Here is a 15,492-nt window from a genome sequence, read left to right on the forward strand (position 1 = left end):
TCCCCATGTCCGACCTGATTCCCGTCCGCCGCGCTCTCTTGTCCGTCAGCGACAAGGCGGGGCTCGCCGAGCTTGCCGCCGCGCTCGTCCGTCACGGCGTCGAGCTGGTTTCGACCGGCGGCACCGCGAAGGCGCTGCGCGAGGCCGGCCACGACGTTCTCGACGTGTCGGACCTCACCGGCTTTCCCGAGATGATGGACGGCCGCGTGAAGACGCTGCACCCGACGGTCCATGGCGGCATCCTCGCGGTGCGCGACGATGCGGCGCATGTCGCCTCGATGGACGAACATGGGATCGGCGCGATCGACCTGGTGGTCGTCAACCTCTACCCCTTTGCCGCGACTGTCGCCAAGGGCGCGGCGCGCGACGAGGTGATCGAGAATATCGACATCGGCGGCCCCGCGATGGTGCGCTCGTCGGCGAAGAACCACGCCTTCGTGGGCATCGTCACCGAGCCCGAAGATTATGCGGCGCTAATCGCCGAGATGGACGCGAACGGCGGCGCGACCACCCTCGCCCTTCGCAAGCGCCTCGCCGCGACCGCCTTTGCCCACACCGCGACCTATGACAGCATGATCGCGCAATGGTTCGCCTTTGCCGATCAGGGCAAGATGTTCCCCGACACGCTGCCGCTGACCGCGAAGCTCGCGAGCGAGCTGCGCTATGGCGAGAACCCGCACCAGAAGGCGGCGCTCTACCTGCCCGCCGGCCCCGCCGCGCGCGGCATTGCGCAGGCCGAACAGGTGCAGGGCAAGGAACTCAGCTATAACAATATCAACGACGCCGATGCGGCGCTCGAACTGGTCGCCGAATTCCGCGAGGCCGACCCGACCTGCGTCATCGTCAAGCACGCGAACCCGTGCGGCGTCGCGACCGCCGCGACGATCGCCGAGGCCTATGACGCGGCGCTGAAATGCGACGATGTTTCGGCGTTCGGCGGCATCATCGCGGTCAACCGGCCGCTCGACGGCGCGACGGCGGAGGCGATCAGCGGCATCTTTACCGAAGTCGTCTGCGCCCCCGACGCCGACGCCGACGCGCGCGCGGTGTTCGCGAAGAAAAAGAACCTTCGCCTGCTGCTGACGGGCGAGCTGCCCGATCCGGCGCGCGGCGGGCTGATGCTCAAGACGATCGCGGGCGGCTGGCTCGCACAGAGCCGCGATAACGGTCGCATCGGCGTGTCAGACCTCAAGGTCGTCACCGATCGCGCGCCGACCGACGAGGAACTGACCGACGCGCTGTTCGCATGGACGATCGCCAAGCATGTGAAGTCGAACGCGATCGTCTATGCCAAGGGCGGGTCGACCGCCGGCATCGGCGCCGGGCAGATGAACCGCCGCGACAGCGCGCGCATCGCCGCGGTGAAGGCACGCGAAGCGGCGACAAGCCACGGCTGGGCCGAAGCCCGCACCGTCGGCAGCGCGGTCGCGAGCGACGCCTTCTTCCCCTTCGCCGACGGCTTGCTGGCGGCGGTAGAGGCGGGCGCGACCTGCGTGATCCAGCCGGGCGGCTCGATCCGCGACGATGAGGTGATCGCGGCGGCGAACGAAGCGGGTCTTGCGATGCTGTTCACCGGGATGCGGCACTTCCGCCACTGACGGCGCGGCCGAGGCGCACCAGCCGCTCGGTTTCGTCTTGGCAATCGTAGCGCAATCCGGGCTCCTTGCAGAAGTCGGGCCAGCGATCGTGCCGCCGCCAGAAGTCGACCAGCCCGATCCGCGCCATCTGGTAAAAGAAGCGCGGATCGCGCCGCAGCGGCGCGACCGAGGGCCAATAGAGAAGCGACCATTGGCCGTCGGTCTTGCGCACCGGCGCGCGGGCCAGCCAGGCCAGAGCCTTCGGCATGTCGCCGAGCTGCGTATAATGCGCGGCGAGCGCGTAAGCGGTCGGCGCATATTGGGCGAATTCGGCTTGTGCGGCCGCTTCGACCTCGCGCGATCCGCTCGACGGATCGATAAATTGGCGGATGAGCAACATCTCGAACGAGCGCCGCTCTTCCGCGGTGGCGGCGCGATAGACCCTGGCCGCCTCGATCCGGCCGCGTTCGACCGCGAGGCGGCGGCGATGTTCGGTCAGATCGGGATGCCCCGGCCAGATCGCCTCCACGGCGGCGAACTGCTCGCTCGCCTCGGTCATATAGCCGGCGGCGGCATAACGGCGCACCACCCCCAGCGCCTTGTAGATCGACGTCGGATCGGCGCGTGCGGCGCGCGCCGCCGGCTCCACCCCGGCACGGACATAGCCGGCCATGAACAGACCCACCGCGCTGCTCATCAGCGCCGCCGGATATTCGGGGTCCATCGCCAGCGCGCGATCGACGAGCGGCAACGCCTCGACCATGGATAATTCGCTCGAGCCCGTCTGCGACAGCGCCGTCAGCGCGGCCGCATTGCGGGGATCGATCGCCAGCGCGCGTCGCGCCGCATCGATCGCCAGCGCCCTTTCCGCGCCGACGCTCGCGGAATCGCTGTCCTCCGAAGAATGCTTGATGCGGACCTGCGCCAGCATTCCGAGCGCATCGGCGTTGTCCGGCCAGCGATCGACGAACTGTTCCATCAAGCGGATCGTGCGCGGGCCGTCGTGGGCGGTGTTGGCGTCGCAGATCGCGAAAATGAGCGATCGACGATCGGCATCGGTAGAGAGCGGTTGCCCCCGGCCGTTCAGCGTCAGCGCGCAATTGACCAGCCCGGCGACGGCAAGGGCGGTTCGTTCGCGCAGGCGGCTGAGATCGCCGACCGGCGCGGTCAGGCGGCTCGACCACAGGATCGCCCCGTTCAGCGGATCGACGACGCGCGGCTCGCTGGCGAACTGATCGCCGTCGCGCTCGATCGCGACGCGGACGACGAAATCGCCGACTTGGCCGGGCGCCTGTCCATCGAGAACGCGAACCGCCCCGCCCGACGCCTTCGCAAAGCGGGCGAAATCGCCCGCCAGCGCGTCGGCGAACCGGTCCTCGATCGCGTCACGCCCGCGCGCCTCGATCGGCTCGACGCGCACCGCGGTCGCGGCGAGCGCCGCCGCGGGTGCCCCGGTCCGCGGCACATCGGCACCCACCAGCGCCAAGGTCAATGCCACCGCACCGAGCCAAAGCGCGCTGCGCGGTGACGGGCTGGCGCGGGGACTGACCGTCAATCGCTGCGGGGGCGCGGCCGGAGGGGCGGGCGGGCGTGGCCGCCCGGACAGGTTCCGATACAATTCCGCCGTTTCCACCGAAGGCCTGGCATCGATTCCGCGCGCGAGCGCATCTTCGATCCGCTGCCAGGCGTGGCGCAGACCGTCGCTGTCTCCCGCCGCCCAGCATGCGCTCATCACCAGCCGCGCGGCATGTTCGCTGCACGGGTCGAACCGCGTGACCTTGTCCGCCACCGCGAGCGTCCGCTCGACATCGCCTGCCTGCAGCCGCCGATCGGCCATCGCGAGTATCTCGCGAACGATCGCTTCGCCCTGCCGCGCCCGTTCGACCGCCAACCAGTCGTCCCACGCCTCGTCGACGCCGTCGAGATCGGCAAGCAATCCGACATCGTGCGCGGGCAACCGGTTCAGGACCTCGGCAACATCATCCGCCGCGCACGCGGCGCGAAGCAGCGAAATATCGTCGGCGACCTGTGTATGATCGATGGCGAGGGTCTCGCGATCGGCGTGCAGCAGCGGCGGCGACGCCCGCGTCCAGCACTTCAGTTCGACCAGGCATTGGCGCAGGCTGGCATGCGCCTGGGCATCGGGACGGCGGCTCCAGAGAAGCGCGCTGAGGCGGTCGCGCGCGAGCGGGGCGTCGGCAAGCGCGAGCCGTGCGAGGAGCGCACGCGCCTTGCGGCCGGTGGGGGACAGGTCGGCCGGCTCGACGGCGAAATCGCCGAGGAGCCGCAATATAGGCGTAGCGGCGGGGGCATACCGCTCATTTTCGGCGCATGCAGAATTCACGGCGCGACCTCCTGAGTCGAGGGATGCGGCCGTATGTTTTTCCCGAAGACCGAAATACCATGTTTTTGACGAGCAAACGAACGGTAAATTTCAATGTTATGGATTTTGACGCATTTTTAATACGGAATTGACGATCCTCTCACGTCGACCGGCATGTCGCCCCGCTACTCCCGCCCTATCCGCAGCCTGCCTTTCGGCTGGGATCGAATGAAGGGAGTGATTCGATGCGTATCCTTATGGCTCTGCCCCTGTTGCTGCTCGGCCCGGCACCCGCATTTTCGCAGCCCATCGTGGCGACCGCCCCCGCGGGCGAAATCAAGGTGGTGAAAGTCGGCTATGGCGACCTCAACCTCGACAGCGAAAGCGGCCTGGCGCGTCTCGACAGCCGTCTGCGCGCCGCGGCGCGGTCGGTGTGCGACGTTCGGCCCGAAGTCGAAACGACGCTGCGCGAAATGGCCACCAACCGTTGTTTCCGCAGCGCCCTGTCGCGCGGCCGCGATGCCAGCCGCGACATCATTGCCGCCGCGAAAACCGGCGCGCCGATGGCCGTCGCCAGCGCGATCATGATCGCGCGGCCCTGATCCTTTCCGCGTCCGCGCCGGTGGCGCGGGCGCGGGCGATGTCCTTTGCTCCCGTCACTGGCGGGAGCAGCGCCGGGCCCGTTCGCCGACGGTCCCGGCGTTTTCGGTTTCGGCACCGCAGGCTTCGGCTCGACTTCGGGGGATGCGGGCGGCATAGGGGGCGACCCCGCGCCGACAAGGACCCGCATGACCCGAACGCCCCGCAACAAGTCCATGATCCAGAATCTCTACAACTGGACCATGGAGAAATCCGCGCATCCGCATGCCGAGGTCTGGCTGGCGCTGGTCTCCTTCATCGAGGCGAGCTTCTTTCCGATTCCGCCGCATCCGATGCTCGGGCTGATGTGCCTCGCCAATCCGCAAAGGGCGGTGCGCTATGCGATCATCTGCACGCTCGCCTCGGTCGCGGGCGGGATGCTCGGCTATCTGATCGGCTTTTTCCTCTATGAAAGCGTCGGGCTGGCGTTGCTCGGCGCGCTCGGGCTGACCGATGCCTTTCCGCCGGCCGCCTGCTATTTGCGCGAATATGGCGCCGAGATCATCCTGATCAAAGGCGCGACGCCGATCCCGTTCAAGCTGCTGACGATCACCGCCGGCTTCATCCACATGAGCTTCTGGACCTTCCTGTGGGCGAGCCTCGCCAGCCGGGCCTTTTCCTTCATGCTCGTCGGGATTTTGTTCCGGCTGTTCGGGGCGCCGATCAAGGCGTTTATCGACAAATATCTGATCTGGGTCACCGGCGCATTTCTGGTCGCGGTGGTCGCGGGCTTCCTCGCGATCGGCGCGCTGTCGGGCGATGGCGAGGCGAAGGCGGCCGACAAATGCAGCGGCGCGACGCTGGAGAGTATCGGGCTCGATCGGGCGTGAACTGACCAGGCGCGCGCCTCTTTCTCGTCATCCCGGACTTGATCCGGGATCCATTGGCTCGGCGCAGCGTGGATGGACCCCGGATCAAGTCCGGGGTGACGATGGGAGGATTGCTTCCCCGCGGCTTACTCGTTCGCCGCCTGGTGCAGCCAATCGGCGTGGCGTGGGGCCTTTTTCGTCTGGCTCCATTCCTCGAGCATCAGCGGCGCGACACGTTTGAGCTCGGCATATTGCTCGTCGGTGCCGATGTCGCACGCGAGCTCGACGCGGTGGCCGTTGGGGTCGAAGAAATAGATCGACTTGAAGATGCCGTGATGCGTCGGGCCAAGCACATCGACGCCGTTCGCGGTCAGATGCTCTTTCGCCTGCACTAGCTCGTCATAGCTGCCGACCTTGAACGCGAGATGCTGGACCCATTGCGGCGTATTTTCGTCGCGGCCCATGTCGGGCTGGTTGGGCAGCTCGAAAAAGGCGAGGATGTTGCCGTTCCCCGCGTCGAGGAAGACGTGCATATAGGGGTCGTACTCGCCGGTCGAGGGAACATGATCCTCGGCGAAGGCGGTCGTGTAGGTCATGCCGAGCATGCGCTCGTACCAGTCGACCGTCTCCTTCGCGTCGCGGCAGCGATAGGCGGCGTGGTGGACGCCGCCCAATTTGATCGGGCTCGTCATTCGGCGGGTTCCTCGACATTGAGCGCGCCGCGGCGGATCTGGTCGAGTTCCATCGACTTGAACAGCGCGGTGAAATTACCCTCGCCGAAGCCCTCATCCTTCTTGCGCTGGATGAATTCGAAGAAGACGGGGCCGATCACGGTCTGGCCGAAGATCTGGAGCAAGAGGCGCGGGTCGCCCTCGGTTGTCGAGCCGTCGAGCAGCAGACCGCGCGACTTCAGCTCGTCGACGGGTTCGCCGTGCCCGGGAAGACGCTCGGCGAGCAGCTCGTAATAGGTTTCGGGCGGTGCCGGCGCGAAGGGATTGCCATAATCCTTGAGCTTGTCCCACGCGGCGTAGAGATCGTCGCACGCGAAGGCGATATGCTGGATGCCCTCGCCATTATAGGCGCGCAGATATTCCTCGATCTGGCCGCCGCCGCCGGCGCCCTCTTCGTTGAGCGGAATGCGGATCTTGCCGTCGGGCGCGGTCATCGCCTTCGACGTGAGGCCGGTATATTCGCCCTTGATGTCGAAATAGCGGATCTCGCGGAAGCCCGCGATACGCTCGTAGAAGGCGGCCCAATGCGCCATGCGGCCGCCGTAGACATTGTGCGTCAGGTGATCGATGATCTGCAGCCCCGCGCCGACGGGGTGGCGGTCGACGCCTTCCTCATAGACGAAATCGATGTCGTAGATGCTGAGGTCATCGCCGTAACGGTCGATCAGATAGATGATCGAGCCGCCGATGCCGCGGATCGCGGGCAGGCGCAGCTCCATCGGACCGGTCTTGACCTCGACCGGCTCGGCGCCGCGCGCGATCGCTTCGGCATAGGCCTTTGCGGCGTCGCGCACGCGCCAGCCCATGCCGCACGCCGACGGGCCGTGCTCGGCGGCGAAATAGGCGGCGGGCGATTTGGGCTCGTAATTGGCGATCAGGTTGATCCCGCCCTGCCGCCACAATTCGACCTGCTTCGACCGGTGGCGTGCGATGCGGGTGAAGCCCATGCGTTCGAAAACGGGTTCGAGAACACCCTTCTCGGGCGCCGAAAATTCGACGAATTCGAAGCCGTCGAGACCCAGCGGATTGTCGAACAGATCGGCCATGGATGCATTCCCCATATAGTTTCAATTGAAACTAGTATGATGGATTGGGGGGTGAGAGTCAATGTGCGAGCGGCGAGACGCCTCACATGCGCGTCGCCCCCGCGCAGGCGGGGGCCGCCGGAGGTTTACGCAGCTAGGAAAGGTAAGGACGACAGCGGCCCCCGCCTTCGCGGGGGCGACGCTATCTCTCGGCTAAGCCGCGGCTTCCTCGATCGCCTCGAGCGCTTCCATCCACGCCGCCTCGACGCGCTCCAGTTCGCCCGCCACCTTGCCGCGGCGCTGCGCGAGGTCGCCCATCGTCAGCTTCGCCAGCGCGGGCTCGGCGCTCGCGGGATCGAACATCGCGCGGTCGATTGCCGAAATCTGCCTGTTCAGTTTCTCGGCCTGCGCTTCGTGATCCTTGGCGCTTTTGCGCAGCGCCGCCTGCGCCTCGCGCGCCTTCGCGGCTTCCTGCCGCGCCGACTTCGCATCCCTCGATTTCGCCGGCGCGCCCTTGGCATCGTCGTTCGCCGCACCCTTGCCGAGAATGAAGGCGACATAATCGTCCATGCTGCCGTCGAAATCGCGCGCGGTGCCATTGTCGACGAGCACGAGCCGGTCGGCGGTGAGTTCGAGCATGTGGCGGTCGTGGCTGACGATCAGCACCGCGCCGTCGAAGCCGTTCAACGCCTGCACCAGCGCCTCGCGCGCATCGACGTCGAGGTGGTTGGTCGGTTCGTCGAGGATGAGGAGGTGCGGCGCGTCGCGCGTGATCAGCGCGAGCGCGAGCCGCGCGCGTTCGCCGCCCGACAGCTTGCCGACTTCAGTCGTCGCCTTGTTGCCGGTGAAGCCGAAGCGCCCCAGTTGCGCACGCACCGCGCCCGGCGTCTTGCCCGTCATCACGCGCGTCATATGGCCAAGCGGCGTGTCGGCGCCGTCGAGTTCTTCGACCTGATATTGGGTGAAATAGCCGACGCGCATCTTGCCCGACGCCGCCATCGCGCCGTCCATCGGCGCGAGCTGCGCCGCGAGCAGGCGCGCGAGCGTCGTCTTGCCGTTGCCGTTGCGGCCGAGGAGCGCGATGCGGTCGTCGGGGTCGATGCGCAGGTTGAGGCGCGTCAGGATCGGCTCGCCCGGCGTATAGCCGACGCTCGCGAGGTCAAGCGTGATCAGCGGCGGCTTCAGCTCGTCGGGGCTCGGGAAGTCGAAGACGAGGCTCGGATCCTCGGCGACCGCCGCGATCGGCTGCATCTTCGCGAGCTGCTTGGCGCGCGACTGCGCCTGTTTCGCGGTCGAGGCGCGCGCGCTGTTGCGTGCGACATAGTCCTGCAGCTTGGCGCGCTGCGCATCCTGCGCCGCCTTGGCGGCGGCAAGCTGTGCGATCCGCTCGGCGCGCTGGCGTTCGAAATCATTATAGCCGCCGGGATAGAGCGTCACCTTGCCGCCCTCGAGGTGCAGGATATGGTCGACGACATTGTTCAAAAGGTCGCGTTCGTGGCTGATCACGACAAGCTGGCCGGGATAGGCGCGCAGGAAGTTTTCGAGCCACATCGTCGCTTCGAGGTCGAGGTGGTTCGACGGTTCGTCGAGGAGCAGCAGGTCGGGGTTCGAGAAGAGCAGCGCCGCGAGCGCGACACGCATCTTCCACCCGCCCGAGAAACTGTCGAGCGGCTGGCCCTGCATTTCCTCGTCGAAGCCGAGGCCGATCAGGATGCGCGCGGCGCGCGCGGGCGCGGCATAGGCGTCGATCGCGATCAGCCGTTCGTGGATGTCGCCGAGCTTGTGCGCGTCCTGCTCGGTCTCCGACGCCGCGAGCAGCTGCGCGCGTTCGGTATCGGCGGCGAGCACGGTTTCGAACGGGGTCGCGCTGCCGCTCGGCGCTTCCTGCGCGATATAGCCGACGCGCGTCTTGCGCGGCATTTCGATGCCGCCCTCGTCGGCTTCGAGCTGGCCGATCATCACTTTCATCAGGGTCGACTTGCCCGCGCCGTTGCGGCCGATCAGGCCCGTGCGGCTTTTGCCCGGCAGGCTCGCGGCCGCGCGGTCGAGGATGGTGCGCCCGCCGAGGCGCACGGTGAGGCCATTGATCGTCAGCATGCGCGCGCGCCTAGCATGTTCGGCGCCGCTGCCCAAGTCCCGCGCTGGCATTCGCGGTGCATGTGCGGCAAAGAGGGAAAATGGCCGACCTCGCTCCCTTTCACATCGCCTTTCCGGTCGACGATCTCGACGCCGCGCGGCGTTTCTATGGCGGCGTGCTCGGCTGTCCCGAAGGGCGGAGCGATGCCGACTGGATCGACTTCAATCTTTACGGCCACCAGATCGTCGCGCACCGCGTCGATACGCCGCGCGCGCGGCCCGCGCATAACCCGGTCGACGGGCATGCGGTGCCGGTGCCGCATTTCGGCGTCGTGCTGCCGCCCGCCGAATGGCAGGCGCTCGCCGAGCGGCTGAAGGCGGCGGGCACCGCGTTCGTGATCGAACCGCACACGCGCTTTGCTGGCCAGCCGGGCGAGCAGTCGACGATGTTCTTTCACGACCCCGCGGGCAATGCGCTCGAGTTCAAGGCCTTCGCCGATCCGGGGCAGCTTTTCGCCCGATAGCGTGCGCGGCACGCGGGTGTCGATCGGTCCTAGTGCGACGCGCCCATCGAGACCTGCTTGGGCAGCGGCGCGCACCACACCGAAATGGCGGCGATCACGAAGACGACGCCGGCGGCCAGAAACAGGTGGAGCACGCCGATGGTAGAGGCCTGCACCTCGACCATCCGCTCGATCGCGGCGCGCGCCTGTTCGAGCGTGAGCCCGGCGCGCTGGAGCAGGTCCATCGCCCCCGCCGTATCGTTCATGCCCGACACGATTTCGGATCGCGCGACGCGGTTCTGGCTATCCCACGCGCTCGTCGCGACCGCGGTACCGATCGCGCCCGAAAGGGTGCGCAGAAAGCTCATCAGCCCCGCCGCCGACGTCTGATCCTTTGCCGGCACGCTCGACAGTGCGAGCGCGGTCAGCCCGACGAAGAAAAAGGGCATGCCCATCCCTTGCAGGAGGTGCGGCAGCGCCAGCGTCCAGTAATCGACGTCAGCGTTCCAGCTCGCGCGGAGGATCGAGACGAACGCCATCCACAGGATACCGGCGCTGATCGAGATGCGGATGTCGATCTTGCCGATCAGCCCGGCCGCGACGGGCGAGAGCAGCACGGCGAACACGCCGATCCACGCGACGATATAGCCCGTCTCGGTCGCGGTATAGCCCGCGACCTGCTGCAACCACAAAGGCGTCAGCACAACCTGCGAGAAGAAGGCCCCGAAACCCAACGAGATCGCGACGGTCGCGAAGCTGAATCCCCTGAAACGGAAGACGCGAAGGTCGACGACGGGATTGGCGTCGGTCAGTTCCCAGATGACGAAGGCGGCGAAGGCGATCGCGGAGACGATCGCCAGCGTCACGATCCAGCCCGATTCGAACCAGTCATGCTCGCGCCCCGTGTCGAGCATCAACTGGAAGGCGCCGACCGAGAGGATGAGCAGGATCAGCCCGATCATGTCGATCGGCGCCTTGGCGCGCTTGGTCTCGAACGGCCGGAGCAGGCTCGCGACACCGAAGAAGCAGATCGCGACGACGGGAATATTGATGAAGAATATCCAGTGCCAGCTCCAGTTGTCGCTGATCAGCCCGCCGAGAATCGGCCCGAGAATCGGCGCGGTCGTCGTCGTCATCGCCCAGATCGCGAGCGCGATGCCCGCCTTTTCCCGGGGAAAGATGCGCAGCAGCAGGATCTGCGACAGCGGCATCAGCGGACCGCCCGAAAGACCCTGCAGGATGCGGAAGATGACGAGCGCGTCCAGGGTCTGCGACACCCCGCACAGCACCGAGAAGATGCCGAAACCGATGATAGAGAAGAGGAACCAGCGCACGGTGCCGAACCGCATCGCGAGCCAGCCGGTGAGCGGTACGCTGATCGCGTCGGCGACCGCATAGCTGGTGATCACCCATGTGCCCTGCGTCGGCGACACCGCGAGACCGCCCGCGATATGTGGCACCGACACATTGGCGATCGTCGTGTCGAGCACGACGACGAAATTGGCGAGCGCGAGCGCGAAGGCGGCGAGGAGCAGCCGCACGCCGCTGAGCGGTTGCGGCTCGGCGGGGATCATAGATGCAAGGGCGGCGGCGCTGGCCATGATGTCAGTTCCCGCGCGTGTCGATCGTGGCTTCCATCGACAGCCCGACGCGCAGCGGATGTTCTTTCAGCTGCTTCGGATCGAGCGCGATGCGCACCGGCAGGCGCTGGACGACCTTCACCCAGTTGCCGGTGGCATTCTGCGCCGGGATCAGCGAGAAGGCCGCGCCGGTGCCGCCGGCGATGCCGATCACCTTGCCGCGATAGACGACGTCGCCGCCATAATAGTCCGATACCAGCTCGACCGGCTGGCCGATGCGGATATCGCCGAACTGGCTTTCCTTGAAATTGGCGTCGACATAGGCGGTCGCGACCGGAACGATGACCATGATCGGCGCGCCCGCGGCGATCCGCTGGCCGACCTGCACCGCCCGGTTGGTGACGATGCCGTCGACCGGCGCGCGCAGAACGGTGCGCGCGAGGTCGAGCCGCGCCTTTTCGAGCCGCGCTTCGGCCGCGGCGACGTCGGGGGCGGTGTCGATCGTCGTGCCGCGCACGATCGCTTCGGCGGCGCCGAGATCGCCGCTTGCCGAGCCGCGCGTCGCTTCGGCCGAGGCGATGCCGGCGGCGGCGAGGTCGCGCGCCGCGCTCGCCGAAGCCAGCGCCGCGCGCGCGGCGGTCAGTTCTTCGCCCGATACCGCGCCCGTGCCGGCGATGCTCTCGCGCCGCGCAAGTTCGGCGCGCGCGCGTTCGACCGTCGCATTGGCATCGCGCAGCCGCGCTTTGGCCTGTGCGATTTCGGCGCCGCGTGCCGCGACGCGCGCGCGCGCGGCGTCGGCGTTGGCGTCGGCCTGGCCGTAACGCTGACGCGCAAGGCGCAGCGCCGCTTCGGCGTCGGCGACCGCGATCCGCTGGTCGGCGTCGTCGAGGATGACGAGGATGTCGCCCTTCTTCACCGCCTGCGTGCCGGCGACGCGGACTTCCTTGACCGGGCCCGAGACGAGCGCGGTCACTTGCGCCGAATCGGCGCCGACATAGGCGTTGTCGGTGTGGACGCGCCCGGCTTGGGTGAGGAAATACCAGAGCGCCCACAGGACCGCGATCGTCACCACGACGATCACGAGGATGCCGAGCAGCTTCTTGCGCTTCGCGCCGTTGGGCCCGGTGTCGGTCGTTTCGGGGGAGGTTTGGGGAGCGCCGGTTTCGGTCGCAGCCGTTTCGTCGGCCATCATTCGTCTCCTGTTGAGTTTAGCGTGCGATAACCGCCGCCAAGCGCGCGGATCAGGGCGATATCGAGGGAAAGCTGGCGCGCCTTGAGCTCGGCGACCGCGCGGTCGAGCGCGACCATGCTGTCCTCCGCGGTGAGCTGGACGATCTGGTTCGACAGGCCGGCGCGATAGCGCAGCCCGGCGAGTTTCGACGCTTCGGCGGCAGCGGTCAGCGCCTCGCGCCGCCCGGCGAGCTGGCGTGCCGTCGCGGCGCGGCTGGCGACGATGTCGGCGACATCGCGCAGCGCGCCAACCAGCGTGCGATCATAGGTTGCGACCGCCGCGTCATAGTCGGCGCGTGACCCGCGATAGCGACCTTGCAGCCGCCCGCCTTCGAAGATCGGCAGGCTGATCGCGGCGCCGCCATTGCCATATTCGGACCCCGCGTTGAACAGGTTCGACAGGCCGAGCGACTGGAGACCGACGAGCGCCGACAGGCTGATGTTCGGATAGAAATCGGCGCGCGCGACATCGATGCGCTTCGCCGCCGCTTCGCTGCGTAGCCGTGCCGCGACGATGTCGGGGCGGCGGCCGATGAGGTCGATTCCCGCCGCGGGGGGAAGGCCGAGCGCGGGTCGCGTCAGCCGCGGACGGTCGATCGCACGCCCGCGATCGGGTCCGGCGCCGAGCAGCGCGGCAATGCGGTTGCGCGTCGTCGTGATCGCTTCCTCGAGCGCGACGACATCGGCGCGCGATGAGGCGGCGCGGCTTTCGGCCTGGCGCTGGCTCGCCTGATTTTCGATGCCGGCGCGGGCGCGCTCGCCCGACAGGTCGGCGCTCGCGGTGCGGACGCGCACCGCCTCATTGGCGACGTCGAGCGCCTGATAATAGCCCGCGAGATCCACATAAGCGGCGGCGATCCCGGTGGTGAGCATCAGCCGCGCCTGCGCCGCGTCGACGCGCGCGGCCTCGGCCTCCGACGTCGCCGCGGCGAGCGCGGCGCGATTCTTGCCCCACAGGTCGAGATCGAAGCCGAAGGTCGCGGCGATATGCCCCGTATCCTGGATGCCGTCGGGAACGAACTGGGGCGGGATGCCCATATTCTTGCTCTGCTGGACACCGCCCGCGCTCGCCTCGGCACCGACGCGCGGCAGCAGCGCCGCGCCCGCCTGCCGCGCCATCGCCTCGGCGGCGCGCACGCGCGCGGCGGCGATCGCGAGGTCGGGCGAACCCGCGAGCCCCTCGGCGATCAGCGTATCGAGCTGCGCGTCGCCGAATCCCTGCCACCAGCCTTCGACCGGCCATTCGCCGTTCGCATCGGCGAAGCTCGCGGCCGACTCGAACGAATCGGCGGAGGCCGGAACGGGTTTCGGGCCGAGGTCGGGAACGCTTGCGCAACCGGCCAGAAGGCCGAAAAGCGCGGTTGTGAGAAAAAATGATCGGGGCATGGCTTCCAACGATACTAGCTGGTATCATGCGCAAATGACCTTTGGAGACTGCGTTGTCAATCGAAATGATACCAGATAGTACGCCTGCTCTCGACGATGCGGCCGCGGTGCGGCGCAAGGCGTTCGTCGACGCGGCGCGCGAGCTGTTTTTCGCGAACGGCTATGCGGGGACGACGATGTCGTCGATCGCGAGCAAGGTCGGCGGGTCGAAGACGACGCTGTGGACCTATTTCCCGTCGAAGGAGGAGTTGTTCGCGGCAGTGGTCGACGATATCGTCGCGCAATATGGCGATGCGCTCGCGATCGAGCTGCCGCTCGACGAGCCGGTGCCCGATGTTTTGCGCACCTTCGGCAATTTGCTGATGACCAAGCTGACCGCGACGCCGATCCTGTCGCTCTTTCGCCTCGTCGTCGGCGAGGCCGAGCGTTTCCCGCACCTCGCCGAAACCTTCTACGAACGCGGTCCGCGCCGCGGCAAGGCGCGCGCGGCGGTGTGGGTCGGCGAAAAAATGGTGCGCGGCGAACTGAGGATGGGCGACCCGATGCGCGCGGTGCAGCAATTCACCGGACTTTGCCAGTCGGGCCTTTATCAGTTCGCGATGCTCAACCTGCCCGAAAGCCGCGACCTCGCCCGCCTGCAGGACGATGTCGACGCGGCGGTCGATGCCTTCCATCGCGCGTGGCGGCCCGACGCCTGACTTGCTCGACGGTCCGCGCTGTGCAATAGGCGCCGCCCCGCAAGGGATCCCCATCGCCACAGGAGCATGTCATGGACAAGGCGGCCGCGAGCGCGCTCGGCCTCGATTTCGGCACGACGAACAGCGTCGTCGCGCTCGCCGACGGACGCGGCGGGACCGGGCTCGTGGCGTTCGGCGACGCGGGCGATGCGGTATTCCGCTCGGCGCTCTGCTTCTGGGAAGAGGAGCGCGGCTGGAACGGCGTCGCGCACGAGGCGGGGCCGTGGGCGATCGAGGAATATCTCCAGTCGCCGCTCGACAGCCGCTTCATCCAGTCGTTCAAGAGCGTTGCCGCGAGTCCGCTGTTCGAGCGCGCGATGATTTTCAACAAGCCGTTCCGTTTCGAGGATCTGGGGCGGTTGTTCCTCCAGCGCCTGATCGCGCATGCAGACGGCGCGCTCGACGAACGGCCGCGGCGGATCGTCGTCGGGCGCCCGGTCGAATATGCCGGTGCGCGGCCCGATCCCGAACTCGCGCGGAGGCGTTACGACGCGATGCTCGCGGCGTTCGGCACCGAAATATATTATGTCCACGAGCCGCTCGGCGCCGCGCACAGCTATGCCTCGCGGCTGACCGAGCCCGCGACGATCCTCGTCGCCGACTTCGGCGGCGGCACCACCGACTTCTCGATTGTGCGCGTTGCCGAACCGGGTGCGCCGCGCCGCTGCGTTCCGCTCGCCTCATCGGGGATCGGGATCGCGGGCGACCGGTTCGACTATCGCATCGTCGACCGGCTCGTGCTGCCATTGCTCGGCAAGGGCAGCCATTACCGCTCATTCGACAAGATTCTCGAGATCCCCGGCGGCTATTTCGCCGATTTCGGCGATTGGTCGCGGCTCGCGATGATGCGCAACCGGCGGACGCTCGACGATATCC

General features: G+C 67.5%; 13 protein-coding genes (1 of these 13 cut by a window edge). 6 read left to right on the top strand and 7 right to left on the bottom strand.

Annotated elements, in window-relative coordinates; genetic code table 11:
* Nucleotides 1-5: 5 nt before the first annotated feature.
* Nucleotides 6-1,598, top strand: a complete 1,593-nt coding sequence (gene purH, locus VFG17_RS08700; RefSeq protein ID WP_325029060.1) for a bifunctional phosphoribosylaminoimidazolecarboxamide formyltransferase/IMP cyclohydrolase — start codon at nucleotides 6-8, stop codon at nucleotides 1,596-1,598.
* Here purH and VFG17_RS08705 read toward each other — a convergent pair.
* Nucleotides 1,570-3,921 carry a BTAD domain-containing putative transcriptional regulator gene (locus tag VFG17_RS08705; RefSeq protein WP_325029061.1) on the bottom strand — a complete coding sequence of 784 codons (2,352 nt, stop codon included), beginning with the start codon at nucleotides 3,919-3,921 and terminating at the stop codon, nucleotides 1,570-1,572. The genes purH and VFG17_RS08705 overlap by 29 nt on opposite strands.
* Before the next feature lie 224 nt (nucleotides 3,922-4,145).
* Here VFG17_RS08705 and VFG17_RS08710 point away from each other — a divergent pair, with 224 nt between their 5' ends.
* Together VFG17_RS08710 and VFG17_RS08715 are read left to right on the top strand one after the other, a co-directional pair.
* Nucleotides 4,146-4,502 (top strand): UrcA family protein, encoded by a 357-nt coding sequence (locus VFG17_RS08710; protein ID WP_325029062.1) that lies wholly within the window; start codon nucleotides 4,146-4,148, stop codon nucleotides 4,500-4,502.
* Between the two features lie 213 nt (nucleotides 4,503-4,715).
* A complete protein-coding gene (locus tag VFG17_RS08715) occupies nucleotides 4,716-5,369 on the top strand; it encodes a YqaA family protein (RefSeq protein ID WP_325029098.1) in 654 nt (217 codons plus the stop codon).
* Between the two features lie 125 nt (nucleotides 5,370-5,494).
* Here VFG17_RS08715 and VFG17_RS08720 read toward each other — a convergent pair whose 3' ends face one another.
* The 3 genes from VFG17_RS08720 to VFG17_RS08730 form a co-directional block, all read right to left on the bottom strand.
* The gene (locus tag VFG17_RS08720) at nucleotides 5,495-6,040 is read right to left on the bottom strand and encodes a VOC family protein (RefSeq protein WP_325029063.1); all 546 of its coding nucleotides are present in this window, start codon (nucleotides 6,038-6,040) and stop codon (nucleotides 5,495-5,497) included.
* Nucleotides 6,037-7,125, bottom strand: a complete 1,089-nt coding sequence (hppD, locus tag VFG17_RS08725; protein ID WP_325029064.1) for a 4-hydroxyphenylpyruvate dioxygenase — start codon at nucleotides 7,123-7,125, stop codon at nucleotides 6,037-6,039. The genes VFG17_RS08720 and hppD overlap by 4 nt, the downstream gene beginning before the upstream one ends.
* 192 nt (nucleotides 7,126-7,317) lie before the next feature.
* Nucleotides 7,318-9,201, bottom strand: a complete 1,884-nt coding sequence (locus VFG17_RS08730; RefSeq protein ID WP_325029065.1) for an ABC-F family ATP-binding cassette domain-containing protein — start codon at nucleotides 9,199-9,201, stop codon at nucleotides 7,318-7,320.
* Between the two features lie 80 nt (nucleotides 9,202-9,281).
* Between VFG17_RS08730 and VFG17_RS08735 the strand changes: the two genes are divergently transcribed.
* Nucleotides 9,282-9,704 (top strand): VOC family protein, encoded by a 423-nt coding sequence (locus VFG17_RS08735; RefSeq protein ID WP_325029066.1) that lies wholly within the window; start codon nucleotides 9,282-9,284, stop codon nucleotides 9,702-9,704.
* Nucleotides 9,705-9,733: 29 nt separating this feature from the next.
* Here the strand turns inward: VFG17_RS08735 and VFG17_RS08740 are convergent, their stop codons facing one another.
* From VFG17_RS08740 to VFG17_RS08750, 3 genes are read right to left on the bottom strand one after another with little or no spacing between them, the layout of a single operon-like run.
* Complete coding sequence (locus VFG17_RS08740) at nucleotides 9,734-11,284, bottom strand: DHA2 family efflux MFS transporter permease subunit (protein WP_325029067.1); 1,551 nt, start codon at nucleotides 11,282-11,284, stop codon at nucleotides 9,734-9,736.
* 4 nt (nucleotides 11,285-11,288) lie between these two features.
* Nucleotides 11,289-12,455, bottom strand: coding sequence for an HlyD family efflux transporter periplasmic adaptor subunit (locus VFG17_RS08745; protein ID WP_414712938.1), 1,167 nt, complete (start codon nucleotides 12,453-12,455; stop codon nucleotides 11,289-11,291).
* On the bottom strand, nucleotides 12,452-13,879 hold the full coding sequence (locus VFG17_RS08750) for an efflux transporter outer membrane subunit (RefSeq protein WP_325029069.1): 1,428 nt from the start codon (nucleotides 13,877-13,879) through the stop codon (nucleotides 12,452-12,454). Before VFG17_RS08750 ends, VFG17_RS08745 begins: the two co-directional genes overlap by 4 nt.
* Nucleotides 13,880-13,944: 65 nt before the next feature.
* Between VFG17_RS08750 and VFG17_RS08755 the strand changes: the two genes are divergently transcribed.
* Nucleotides 13,945-14,577, top strand: a complete 633-nt coding sequence (locus tag VFG17_RS08755) for a TetR/AcrR family transcriptional regulator (RefSeq protein WP_325029070.1) — start codon at nucleotides 13,945-13,947, stop codon at nucleotides 14,575-14,577.
* Between the two features lie 71 nt (nucleotides 14,578-14,648).
* Nucleotides 14,649-15,492: the 5' portion of an Hsp70 family protein gene (locus VFG17_RS08760; RefSeq protein ID WP_325029071.1), read on the top strand. 449 nt of this gene lie beyond the right edge of the window; 844 of the gene's 1,293 nt are visible here — the first part of the coding sequence; the start codon lies at nucleotides 14,649-14,651; its stop codon lies beyond the right edge, outside the window.

It is taken from the genome of Sphingopyxis sp., from assembly GCF_035686825.1.
Taxonomy (GTDB): Bacteria; Pseudomonadota; Alphaproteobacteria; order Sphingomonadales; family Sphingomonadaceae; genus Sphingopyxis.

Excerpts from the sequence above, each read along its gene's own strand:
- purH (WP_325029060.1), top strand. The coding sequence starts at position 6 with ATGTCCGACCTGATTCCCGTCCGCCGCGCTCTCTTGTCCGTCAGCGAC.
- VFG17_RS08710 (WP_325029062.1), top strand. The coding sequence starts at position 4,146 with ATGCGTATCCTTATGGCTCTGCCCCTGTTGCTGCTCGGCCCGGCACCC.
- VFG17_RS08715 (WP_325029098.1), top strand. The coding sequence starts at position 4,716 with ATGATCCAGAATCTCTACAACTGGACCATGGAGAAATCCGCGCATCCG.
- VFG17_RS08720 (WP_325029063.1), bottom strand. The coding sequence starts at position 6,040 with ATGACGAGCCCGATCAAATTGGGCGGCGTCCACCACGCCGCCTATCGC.
- hppD (WP_325029064.1), bottom strand. The coding sequence starts at position 7,125 with ATGGCCGATCTGTTCGACAATCCGCTGGGTCTCGACGGCTTCGAATTC.
- VFG17_RS08730 (WP_325029065.1), bottom strand. The coding sequence starts at position 9,201 with ATGCTGACGATCAATGGCCTCACCGTGCGCCTCGGCGGGCGCACCATC.
- VFG17_RS08735 (WP_325029066.1), top strand. The coding sequence starts at position 9,282 with ATGGCCGACCTCGCTCCCTTTCACATCGCCTTTCCGGTCGACGATCTC.
- VFG17_RS08740 (WP_325029067.1), bottom strand. The coding sequence starts at position 11,284 with ATGGCCAGCGCCGCCGCCCTTGCATCTATGATCCCCGCCGAGCCGCAA.
- VFG17_RS08745 (WP_414712938.1), bottom strand. The coding sequence starts at position 12,455 with ATGATGGCCGACGAAACGGCTGCGACCGAAACCGGCGCTCCCCAAACC.
- VFG17_RS08750 (WP_325029069.1), bottom strand. The coding sequence starts at position 13,879 with ATGCCCCGATCATTTTTTCTCACAACCGCGCTTTTCGGCCTTCTGGCC.
- VFG17_RS08755 (WP_325029070.1), top strand. The coding sequence starts at position 13,945 with ATGATACCAGATAGTACGCCTGCTCTCGACGATGCGGCCGCGGTGCGG.